Below are 12,188 nucleotides of genomic sequence, written 5' to 3' on the forward strand. Positions count from 1 at the left end.
GATAAAAGAACTTGAAACAGTCAAAATTATATATTCCAACATTAAAGCAAACTCCTTCAGATGCTGAAGCAATCAGTCATCAGTTGATGTTGCGTGCCGGTTACATCAGACAAGTCTCTGCCGGTGTTTATGCTTACTTGCCATTAGCTTGGTCAGTAATCCAAAAGATCGAAGGACTTATCAGAAAACAAATGAAGGACATCGATGCTGCTGAAATGCGTATGCCAGCTATTTTGCCAGCCGATCTTTGGAAGGAAAGTGGTCGTTATGCAACTTATGGCGACAATCTTTTCAAGTTCAAAGACCGTCATGATCGTGACTTCATTCTTGGACCTACACACGAAGAAACTTTCACAAGTATCGTCAAAGAAGGTTTGAACAGTTACAAGAAGTTGCCAATCGCTATGTATCAAATTCAAATGAAGTATCGTGATGAAGACCGTCCTCGTAATGGATTGTTGCGTGGTCGTGAATTTATCATGCAAGATGCTTATTCATTTACTTCTAACAAAGAGCAACTCGATGTTATCTTCAATCAAATGGAACAAGCTTATCGCAATATTTTTGACGCTTGTGGTTTGAACTATCGTGTCATTATCGGTGATGCTGGTGCCATGGGTGGTACTGATTCTAAGGAATTCTCTGCTATTGCTGATATCGGTGAAGATACCATTGCCTATTCAGACGATTCAGATTACTCAGCTAACCTAGAAATGGCTGCAAGTAAAATGGATGAGAACCCAGTTGAAGATAAGAAAGAAATGGAAGAAGTCAACACACCAAATGTACATACAATTGATGCCTTGGCTCAACTTCTTAAAGTCGACGCTTCAAGAATCATGAAGGCTGTAGCTTATATTGCTGATGAAAAACCAGTAATGGTTATGATTCGTGGTGACTACGATGTCAACGATGTTAAATTGAAGAACTATTTGGGAGCAGACTTTTTACGTGAAGCAACTAATGAAGAAGTAACTGACGTATTTGGCAGTGTTCCTGGATTTATCGGACCTAAGGGTATCAAAGAAGATGTTAAAGTCTTATACGATAGCTCATTAGTTGGTTTGACAAACTTTGTCGTTGGACCTAATAAGGCTGACCGTCACTTTGTCAATGCTAACTTTGAAGATATCACAGATGAAATGCCAGAATTTAGAGATTTCCGTGTGATCAAAGAAGGCGAAACTTCACCAGATGGTCACGGTAAGATTCAATTTACTCGTGGTATTGAAATCGGTCATATCTTCAAACTAGGAACTAAATTCTCTAAAGCATTGGGCGCTAACTTCTTAGATGAAAATGGTAAATCAAATCCTATCATCATGGGTAGTTACGGTATCGGTGTTTCAAGATTATTGACAGCTATCGTTGAACAACACAGCGACGAAAATGGTATCGTTTGGCCAGTAAGTTTGGCTCCATACCAAGTTCACGTTGTTCCTATCAAGTACAACAATGACGTTCAAGGCAAACTAAGTGACGAAATTGTTGAATTGTTGGAAAATGAAGGCTATGATGTCTTGCTTGACGATCGTAAAGAACGTCCTGGTGTTAAGTTTGCTGACTCTGATTTGATCGGTACACCAATCAGAATCACTGTTGGTAAAAAAGCAGCTGACGAAATTGTTGAACTAAAGCTTAGAAGCACTGGTGAAACAATCGAAGTAAGTAAAGATGAATTAGTAAATTCAGTAAAAATATTGCTTAAGAATCAGAAATAGATTTTTTTAGTTAAGTTTGGTTAGTGTAATATTCCGTCCTCCATAGCAAAGAAAATTTGGCTGGAACAATGTGGGCACGACTTGAAGACTTTGCTAAGCCCAAGTGCGGGCAAAGTCTTCAAGCTCGACCTTTCACTAGGCAATAAATTGCCAAGAGAAATTTCACATTTGAGCCAATTTTCTTTGCTATTCCGGACTAGATAGTGGTTCTATTTTTTAGTTTCTTAATTATTTGAAACAAAAGATGAACGGCGGCGGAATTCAATAACTTAACTTAAGAAAAATCATAAAATGAGGCTTAGGCCTTTTTTTATTTTTTGAAAGGTAGAATATGGCAGATACAAAACAACTTTTTGAAATACTAGTTAAGCAAATTAAATTGGACCAATTGTTAGAATCTAACGATTCGTTTGCCGATGGTAAATTGAACAAATTGGAAGTTCATAAGAATAGTAAACGTTGGACCTTTTACTTTGAGTTCAAGGATGTTTTGCCATTTAAAGAATTTCTAACTTTTGTCAAAGCGTTGAAGGCTAGTTTTGAGGGTATTGCACAGGTAAATTTTGAAATCAAGACTACCCAAGCACAATTAAGACAAAAAGATATTACCGATTATTGGAATTACGTGTTGAATGACTGTTCTGTTGAATCGCCAATGGTTTTGGATAAAATCAGTCAAACGCCGCCACATATGGAAAATGGTCAAGTCTTTTTAGATGTTTCGAATAGTTTCATGGCGGATATTGTTGATGGCAAGTTGGTCAATGGTTTGCAATCTGAATACAGCAGTTTAGGTTTCCCAGATTTTCGAATCAGAGCCAATATCGATGAATCGAAGAATCAAGAAAAAGAAGCTGCGATGAAGGCCATGAACGTGGAAAAGAACAAGCAATTCCAAGCTAAGGCTAAAGAAGTCAGTGAGAAAAAGGCAGCTAAACCCGTCAATGTTTCTAAAGTTGGACGCAAAATTCCTGACGATCAAGAAATTACGCAAATGGTCGATATCGTCGAAGAAGAGAGAAATAAAGTTGTTGAAGGCTATGTTTTTGATATCGATGTTAGAAAGTTAAAATCAGGTCGTTCACTATTGATTTTAAAGGTGACTGATTATACGTCGTCATTTAGTATCAAGAAGTTCTCAAATGGTGAAGACGATGAAAATTTCTTCAATTCATTAGATAAAGGCGCTTGGATCAGAGTTCGTGGTAGCGTTCAAGAGGATAATTTCTCGCGTGAATTAGTTATCATGGCAAATGATATTAATGTTATCAAACACCAACCAAGAATCGATACTGCAGAAGATGACAATAAGCGTATCGAATTGCATGCCCACACTAATATGAGTCAAATGGATGCCATTCCTAGTGCAACTGATTTGATCAAACGTGCTAGCGACTGGGGTCAAAAGGGAATCGCCATAACTGATCACCATGCTCTACAAGCCTTTCCTGAAGCTTTTAGTGCTGGTAAAAAATTCGGCGTCAAAATTGCTTATGGTGTCGAAATTGATTTAGTCGATGAAGGTAATCCAATTGCTTACAATCTTCGTGATCAAAAATTAGCTGGTTCAGAATATGTGATTTTCGATACTGAAACGACTGGTTTGTCAGCTGTTTACGATTCGATCATTGAAATTGGTGCTACTAAGATGAAAGATGGCGAAGTAATCGATCGTTTTGATAAATTTATCAATCCTGGTCACCCACTGTCAGAAGTAACGACTAATTTGACTAGTATCACAACGGAAATGGTTGAAAATGAACCCGATGAATCAGTGATTGTCGGTGAATTCATGGACTTTATTGGCGATGATATTTTAGTTGGTCACAATGTAACTTTCGATATGGGCTTTATGAATGCCGCTTTGACGAGAATGGGACGAGAACGCTTGTCAATGCCAGTGATCGATACTTTGGAAATGTCACGAACATTGCATTCAGAATATCGTAATCACAAGTTGGATTCGTTGGCTAAACGTTACAATATCGTTTTGGAACACCACCATAGAGCGGATTCCGATGCGGAAACAACTGGTTATTTGATGTACAAGCTGTTTGAAGAATTGGAAGATAAATTTGGAACTGACAATGTCGATCAACTAAATGATCATATTGGTGGTGAAGAAGCATATAAGCAAGCTCGTCCAAGTCATGCAATTTTGTTAGCTAAGACTCAAGCTGGTTTGAAGAATATGTTCAAAATCGTTTCGTATTCAATGACACAGTACTATTATCGAACAGCTCGTGTCCCTAGGAGATTGTTGAACAAGTATCGTGAAGGTATAATCGTAGGTTCCGCCTGTGAAAATGGTGAAGTCTTTACTAGTATGATGCAAAAAGGATATGACGATACTAGAGAATTGGCTCAGTATTACGATTATTTAGAAGTCATGCCGAAGACTTTGTATCAACATTTGATTGATATCAAAATTATCAAAGACGAAACAGCTCTGGAAGAGATTTTGAAAAATATTGTCAAATTAGGTAAAGAACTCAATAAGCCAGTTGTCGCAACAGGTGACGTTCACTACCTAGATCCACATGACAAAGTTTATCGAGATATCGTTATTAAAGCCGTCAAGAGTAATGCTTTAGCACGTCGACCAGAGTTGCCAGATGTACAGTTTAGAACGACTAATGAGATGTTTGATGAATTCAGTTACATGGACTCACAAACTCAACAAGAAATCATCGTTGATAATCCTAAGAAAATTATGGATTCAATCGATGAAATGTCTCCGGTCAAAGATAAGCTTTATACTCCTAAAATGGAGGGTGCCGAAGATGAAATTCGTAATTTGACTTTGAACAAAGCACATGAACTATATGGTGACCCATTGCCAGAAATCGTTCAGGAGCGAATGGACAAAGAGTTAAAGAGTATCATTGGTAATGGATTCTCAGTTATTTACTTGATTTCACAACGTTTGGTTTACAAATCAAATAAAGATGGATATTTGGTAGGTTCTCGTGGTTCCGTTGGATCAAGTTTCGTTGCCACGATGACTGGTATTACTGAAGTTAATCCTTTGCCACCGCATTATCGCTGTCCTAAGTGTAAGTATTCCGAATTCTTTACTAAAGGTGAAGTTGGTTCTGGATATGATTTGCCTGATAAGAAATGTCCAAAATGTGGAGCTGATCTCAAAAAAGATGGTCAAGATATTCCGTTTGAAACTTTCTTAGGATTTAAAGGTGATAAGGTTCCGGATATTGATTTGAACTTCTCTGGTGATTATCAGCCAGTAGCTCACAATTATACGAAAGTATTGTTTGGGGAAGATCACGTATTTAGAGCCGGAACGATTGGTACAATTGCTGATCGAACTGCTTTTGGTTACGTGAAAAATTACGAAGAATTGACTGATCAAAATCTTCGTAATGCCGAAGAAGAGCGATTAGCCATGGGTTCAACTGGTGTCAAAAGAACCACTGGTCAACATCCGGCCGGAATCATCGTTGTGCCTGACTACATGGATATCTTTGATTTCACGCCAATTCAATATCCGGCTGATGATCAAAATGCTGCTTGGAAGACGACTCACTTTGATTTCCACTCAATTCACGATAATATTTTGAAACTAGATATTCTAGGACATGATGATCCAACGATGATTCGTATGCTTCAAGATTTATCTGGTATCGATCCTAAGACTTTGCCGGTTAAAGACCCAGGGGTCATGGAATTGTTCAGTGGAACTAAGTCTTTAGGTGTTACGCCTGAACAAATCTTTTCAAAAACTGGAACACTAGGGGTGCCAGAATTCGGTACTCGTTTTGTTCGAGGAATGCTTGAAAAGACTCATCCAACAACCTTTGCCGAATTGCTACAAATTTCTGGATTGTCTCACGGGACTGATGTTTGGTTAGGTAACGCTGAAGAATTGATCGATAAAGGTATCGTTACTTTGAAGGAAGTTATTGGTTGTCGTGATAATATCATGATGGATTTGATTCACTATGGTATGGATTCACAGATGGCTTTCCAAATCATGGAGCACGTTCGTAAGGGACGCGGAATTCCTGATGATTGGAAACAAGCTATGAAAGATGCTGATGTTCCTGATTGGTATATTGATTCTTGTTTGAAGATCAAATACATGTTCCCTCGAGCTCACGCCACAGCTTACATTATTATGGCGTTAAGAATTGCCTACTTTAAGGTACATTATCCACTTTACTATTACAGTGCTTACTTCACAGTTCGTGCTGACGACTTTGACTTGGTAGCGATGACGACTGGTAAAGATGCTGTCAAAGCTTCAATGAAAGCTATCAACGATAAGGGAATGGATGCTTCAACTAAAGAAAAGAATTTGTTGACAGTTTTGGAATTGGCTAACGAATGCTTGGAACGTGGTTTCAAGATCAAGATGGTCGATATCGAAAAATCAGATGCTTTTGAATTTAAGATCATCGATGATAAAACACTTCTAGCACCATTCAATGCTATTCCTGGACTTGGTGACAACGTTGCTAAGCAAATCATTGCCGCACGTGAAGAACAACCTTTCTTATCTAAGCAAGATTTAGGTACTCGTGGTAAGGTTTCAAAGACTGTTATCGAATATATGACAGAAAATCATGTTTTAGATGGCATGCCAGACGAAAATCAGTTATCATTATTTTAGGTATGGTTGTTATAAGTTGATTTAATAACAAATATATGTTAAATTAACTACTAGTTAATTATTGATTAATGAGTGAGCAGAAATGCTCACTCTTTTTATTGCCGATTACTTTGGAGGAATGTCCTTGGATACAAAAGTTGAAGAATTAAAAGCCATTTTACAACCCATTTTGGAGCAACACGATTTCTTTTTAGTTGATTTAGAATTCGTGCACGAACATGGGGATTGGTACTTGAGAGTTTATGCAGATAAAAAAGGTGGAATCAGTATCGATGATTGTGCCGTTATTAGTGAGGAATATGGAGAAAAGCTAGATGAGTTGGACCCAATCGAACCAGCTTACTATCTAGAAGTTTCATCTCCGGGTGCAGAACGTCCATTAAAGAACGATGAAAGTCTAACTAACTACGTTGACGACTACGTTCATGTTTCTTTATACCAAAAAGTAAATGGTGAAAAAGCTTTTGAAGGAACACTTACAGAAGTAACAGACACAGAGATAACTTTGATCGTTAAAGTTAAGAATTTAAAGAAGCAAGTAGAAATTAGCCGCAAAAATATCGCTAAGATTCGTCTTGCAATCGAATTCTAAGGAGAAAATCATGAGTAAAGAAATGGTTGAAGCCCTCGATGCGCTTGAACGCGAAAAGGGTATCAAAAAAGAATACGTTATTGAATCATTAGAAGCTGCCTTAGTTGCTGCTTATAAGAGAAATTACAACCAAGCCCAAAACGTTGATGTTGAATTTGACGCTAAAAAGGGTAATATACATGTTTATGCGGTTAAAGAAGTTGTCGAAGATGTTGTGGATGATCGTCTAGAAGTAAGTCTTGAAGATGCCCAACAAAAGAGTAAAGGTTATGAAATTGGCGATCATATCAAAGAAGAAGTAACACCAAAAGACTTTGGTAGAATTGCTGCTCAGACCGCTAAGCAAGTGATCATGCAACGTGTTCGTGAAGCTGAGCGTGATATCATTTATAATGAATACAGTCAGTATGAACACGAAATCATTCAAGGAACAGTTGAACGTAGCGATAGCAGATATGTTTACATCACTTATGGACGTATCGAAACAGTTATGCCTAAGGCTGACCAAATGCCTGGTGAAACATACAATTCTCGTGATAGAATTCGTGTTTATGTTACAAAGGTAGAAAATGCTACTAAAGGACCTCAAGTCTTTGTTTCTAGAACTGATCCAGGTTTGGTCAAGAGATTATTTGAACAAGAAGTTCCTGAAATTTATGATGGAACTGTTGAAATCGTCTCAATTGCTCGTGAAGCTGGGGACAGAACTAAGATTGCTGTTAAATCAGATAATCCAGATGTTGACCCCGTTGGTACTTGTGTTGGACCAAAGGGTTCACGTGTGCAAGCAGTCGTTGATGAATTGAACGGTGAAAATATCGATGTTGTACCTTACGTTGATGATCCAGTTGATTTCATTGCTAACGCTTTGAATCCAGCTGAAGTTATCGCGGTTCAATTTGACGAAAACGACAAGAAACAATGTATCGTAATCGTTCCTGACTACCACTTGTCATTAGCAATTGGTAAGAAGGGGCAAAATGCGCGTTTAGCTGCTAAATTAACTGGTTATAAGATTGATATCAAGCCAGAATCGCAAGTTGAATTTGTTGATGACAACGACGAAGATGTTGATTTAGACGATATTGAGAGTGGTAAGATTGACATAGAGAAGACTCGTGAAAATGCTGCTAATGCAGATGACGCAAAGAATCCTGCTGCACAAGACGATGAAGATAATGATTCAGACTCAGATGATGTAGATAGCGATTCCGATTCAGAAAACTAAAAAGGGGTGATGGATTTGGCAACTCGTAAGATACCTATGCGTAAAGATGTTTTGACAAATAAGATGTATCCAAAAAGAGAAATGGTAAGAATTGTCAAAGATAAAGAAGGCAATATTTCGATTGATCCTACTGGAAAGAAACCTGGCCGTGGGGCTTATGTAGGTCTAGATCCAGAAGCCGTTAAAAATGCTAAATCAGCAAAGATTCTGGAAAAAGTATTTTCACATGCAGTTCCAGAAGATTTTTATGATGAACTATTTGATTTCGTAGATCACCAAAAGGCCCGTATGGATCTTTTTGGAGATTTGGGTAAGAAACATTAATGAAGAACTTTTTAAATTTCTTAGGTATTGCAGTTAGAGCTCGAAAATTTATTAGTGGAACTGAACTGACTATTAATGGAATGCGCAGTGGTGAGGTAAAACTCGTTATCATGGCGCAAGATTGTAGTGCTCGAACAAAAAAAGATTTGCACAATAAGGCAAGTTATTATAATGTACCTGTGATAGATACGATAAGTAGTGAAGAGTTAAAAACGGCTATTGGAAAAGACAGAAAAGTTATGGGAATAACAGATTTTGGATTTGCTAAAAGGTTAAAAGAAATTATGGACAATTAAGGAGAGTGATAGGATGGTCAAAAAAAGAATTTATACTATTGCAAAAGAAAATAGTGTTGAGAATCAAGTAGTATTAGATGCCGCCGCAAAATTGGGCATTGATGTTAAAAACCATATGTCATCAGTAGATGAAAGTGTAGAAAAGAAAATCGTCAGCAGTTTAAAGGGTGGTAAGAAGCCCGCTAGTCAACCAAAAGCACAATCAAAGACTGATGAAAAGCGCGAAGGTAGTAATCACAATTCAGGTGATCACAAAACTAAGATCAAGATTACTGCTGTAAGAAGAGATACTAATAAGGGTAAAGGTCACTTTGACCATCGTAACAATAATCACAACTCCAACAGTAATCGTCCAAACAGCAATAATAGTAACTATCATCGTCCAAATAATGGCAACAATTCTCACAATTCAAACAATGCTAATAATGGCAATAGAAACGATAACCGTAATTCACAAAATCGTGATAACCGTAATCGTAACAATGAAACACGCAACAACCGCAATGGCGAGAATCGTAATAACAACAATAATCGCAATCGCAACAATAACAACCGACGTGATCGTTCAAATGTGCAAGCACAAGCTCCACGTCCAAGACAAAGTGCTGGTAACAAGTATCTAGAACAATTTAAGACAAACATCGCTGATGCTAGTCGTATTCCTAGTCATCCAACTAGAAATCATAACAATCGTCCTAATAACAACCGCACAAATAACAGTGACAATGCTCATAGAAACAATCACCGTCCTAACAATAATAACGAGAACAACAATCGTTATAACAAGAACAACAACAACCATAATGTAAATAACCGTAACAACAATAATAATCACAATAACCAAAATCAAAACAGAAGACCTAATAACAACAACGCAGCTGCCAAGGCTAAGGAAACTCCTAAGTCAACTGTAGCAAACGTTAATATTCCAAAGCCAGAATACAAGAAGCCAAAACCAACTAACAATAATCGTGACTTTGGCCACAAACAAAATCTTGCTAATCCATTTGGTAGTCGTAAGAAGAAGAAAGAACGTAAACGTCAACAACGTCAACGTACTGAACCTAAGAAGCCAATGCCACAAAGAAAGGAACGTCCATTACCAGAAACACTTGTTTATACAGTGGGTATGAACGCTCAAGATATTGGTAAGTTGATTCACAGAGAACCAGCTGAAATTGTTAAGAAACTCTTTATGCTTGGTATTATGATCAACCAAAACAAGTCATTGGATAAAGATACCATTGAATTGTTGGCTGAAGATTACGGTATTAAGTCAGAAGAAAAGGTTCAAGAAGATGTTGCCGATATCGACAAGTACTTCGATGCTGAAGTTAATACAACGGAGAACCTTGTTACTCGCCCACCAGTAGTTACAATCATGGGTCACGTTGATCATGGTAAGACAACCTTGCTTGATCACCTAAGACACACACATGTTACTGCCGGTGAAGCTGGTGGTATCACTCAACATATCGGTGCTTACCAAGTTCGTCTAAAAGACAGATTGATTACATTCTTGGATACTCCAGGACACGCTGCCTTTACTAATATGCGTGCTCGTGGTGCTGATATTACTGATATCGTTATTTTGGTTGTTGCTGCTGATGATGGTGTTATGCCACAGACAATTGAAGCTATCAACCACGCCAAGGCCGCAAATGACCCAATTATCGTAGCTATCAATAAGATCGATAAGCCAGGTGCTAACCCACAACACGTAATCGAAGAACTAATGCAATATGACTTAGTTCCAGAAGATTACGGTGGGGATACTATCTTTGTTAATATTTCTGCCAAAATGGGTACAAATATCGACGAATTGCTAGAAATGGTTCTTCTAGAATCTGATGTTCTAGAATTAAAGGCTAACCCTCAACAAAAGGCTATCGGTACTGTTATCGAAGCTAAGTTGGATAAGGGTCGTGGACCAGTTGCTACATTGCTAGTTCAACAAGGTACACTACATGTTGGTGATCCAATCGTTGTTGGTAATACCTTTGGTCGTGTCAGAACAATGACAAACTACAATGGTAAAGACATCAAGAATGCTAAACCATCAGAGCCAGTTGAAATTACTGGTCTAAACGATGTTCCTGAATCAGCCGACAAGTTCGTTGTCTTCGATGATGAAAAGACAGCTCGTGCCGCCGGTGAAGAACGTGCTAGTCGTGCTCTTCAAAAGGAACGTCAAAATACTAACCCTGTAACTCTTGATAACTTGTTCGAAACAATGAAAGAGGGAGAACTTAAACAAGTCGACGTTATTATTAAAGCCGATGTTCAAGGTTCTGCTGAAGCCATTGCCGGAAGTTTGAAGAAGATCGAAGTTGAAGGCGTTCGTGTCAATATCATTCACTCTGCCGTTGGTGCCATTACTGAAAGTGATGTTAACTTGGCTGCTGCAAGTAACGCTATCATCATTGGATTTAACGTTCGTCCAACTGCTCAAGCCAAGGTTCAAGCTAAGGATGAAAATGTTGATATTCGTCTACACAGAGTTATTTACAAGGCTATCGACGAAATCGAAGCTGCTATGAAGGGTATGTTGGAACCAGTTTACGAAGAAAAAGTTATTGGTAACTTGACTGTTCGTGAAACATACAACGTATCTAAGATTGGTACTATCGCTGGTTGTTATGTAAACAGTGGTAAGATCCAACGTGATAGTGGCGTAAGACTTATCAGAGACGGTATCGTTATTACTGAAGGTAAGCTAGCTTCTCTAAAACGTTTCAAAGATGACGTTAAGGAAGTTGGTTCAGGATTCGAATGTGGTATCACAATCGAAAACTACAACGATATTAAGATCGGCGATGAAGTCGAAGTTTATGTTATGGAACAAGTTCCAGTTAAATAGTTAATTATCTAATAAAGTCGGAATGCTGTTGAAACATTCTGACTTTATTTTTTTGACAAATTATTCAACAAAAAGAATTGCCAAGTAATGTGATATAATCAAGCAGTGATGATTAAAAGATGACAAGTAAACTAGAGATAGTTTGAAAATAATTATGGAGGTACAGCATGGTAAAACATCGTATAGGTCGTGTTGAACAAGAAATTCAAAAAGAAGTTAACGATATTCTTCTTAAACGTGTAAGAGATCCTAGAGTTCAAGGCGTTACAGTCACAGGTGTCGAAATGACCGGTGATTTGCAACAAGCCACAATTTATTACAGCATTCTATCTGAAAAAGCTAGTGATGTTGAAAAAACTCAAGCAGGACTAGATAAAGCTAAAGGCTTGATTCGTCGTGAATTAGGTCAAAAGTTAACTTTGTACAAAGTCCCTGAACTCGAATTCAAGCAAGATCAATCAGTTCGTTACGGAGAAAAGATTGATAAATTGATTGCTAAGTTACACCAAGACGAAGCTAATCGTTAAAAAAAACAGG

At 37.8% G+C, this 12,188-nt stretch carries 8 protein-coding genes; all 8 read left to right on the forward strand.

The features are described 5' to 3' along the window. Nucleotides 1–11 precede the first annotated feature (11 nt). The 8 genes from LF20184_RS05700 (at nt 12) to rbfA (ending at nt 12,178) form a co-directional block, all read left to right on the forward strand. A complete protein-coding gene (locus LF20184_RS05700) occupies nt 12–1,721 on the forward strand; it encodes a proline--tRNA ligase (protein ID WP_010019497.1) in 1,710 nt (569 codons plus the stop codon). Between the two features lie 331 nt (nt 1,722–2,052). Further along, on the forward strand, nt 2,053–6,351 hold the full coding sequence (locus LF20184_RS05705; RefSeq protein ID WP_010019499.1) for a PolC-type DNA polymerase III: 4,299 nt from the start codon (nt 2,053–2,055) through the stop codon (nt 6,349–6,351). 124 nt (nt 6,352–6,475) lie between these two features. Beyond that, on the forward strand, nt 6,476–6,943 hold the full coding sequence (rimP, locus tag LF20184_RS05710) for a ribosome maturation factor RimP (RefSeq protein ID WP_010019500.1): 468 nt from the start codon (nt 6,476–6,478) through the stop codon (nt 6,941–6,943). A 10-nt stretch (nt 6,944–6,953) separates the two neighbouring features. Beyond that, a complete protein-coding gene (gene nusA, locus LF20184_RS05715; RefSeq protein WP_010019501.1) occupies nt 6,954–8,171 on the forward strand; it encodes a transcription termination factor NusA in 1,218 nt (405 codons plus the stop codon). 15 nt (nt 8,172–8,186) lie between these two features. Then, a complete protein-coding gene (gene rnpM, locus LF20184_RS05720) occupies nt 8,187–8,495 on the forward strand; it encodes an RNase P modulator RnpM (RefSeq protein WP_193363610.1) in 309 nt (102 codons plus the stop codon). Continuing rightward, nucleotides 8,495–8,791, forward strand: a complete 297-nt coding sequence (locus tag LF20184_RS05725; protein ID WP_010019503.1) for a L7Ae/L30e/S12e/Gadd45 family ribosomal protein — start codon at nt 8,495–8,497, stop codon at nt 8,789–8,791. The genes rnpM and LF20184_RS05725 overlap by 1 nt, the downstream gene beginning before the upstream one ends. A gap of 13 nt (nt 8,792–8,804) precedes the next feature. Then, on the forward strand, nt 8,805–11,651 hold the full coding sequence (infB, locus tag LF20184_RS05730; RefSeq protein ID WP_010019504.1) for a translation initiation factor IF-2: 2,847 nt from the start codon (nt 8,805–8,807) through the stop codon (nt 11,649–11,651). 167 nt (nt 11,652–11,818) lie between these two features. Further along, nucleotides 11,819–12,178: a 30S ribosome-binding factor RbfA gene (gene rbfA / locus LF20184_RS05735; RefSeq protein WP_010019505.1), complete on the forward strand. Its 360-nt coding sequence runs from the start codon at nt 11,819–11,821 to the stop codon at nt 12,176–12,178. Nucleotides 12,179–12,188: the final 10 nt, after the last annotated feature.

The sequence above is a fragment of the Companilactobacillus farciminis KCTC 3681 = DSM 20184 genome (genome assembly GCF_002706745.1).
Taxonomy (GTDB): Bacteria; Bacillota; Bacilli; order Lactobacillales; family Lactobacillaceae; genus Companilactobacillus; species Companilactobacillus farciminis.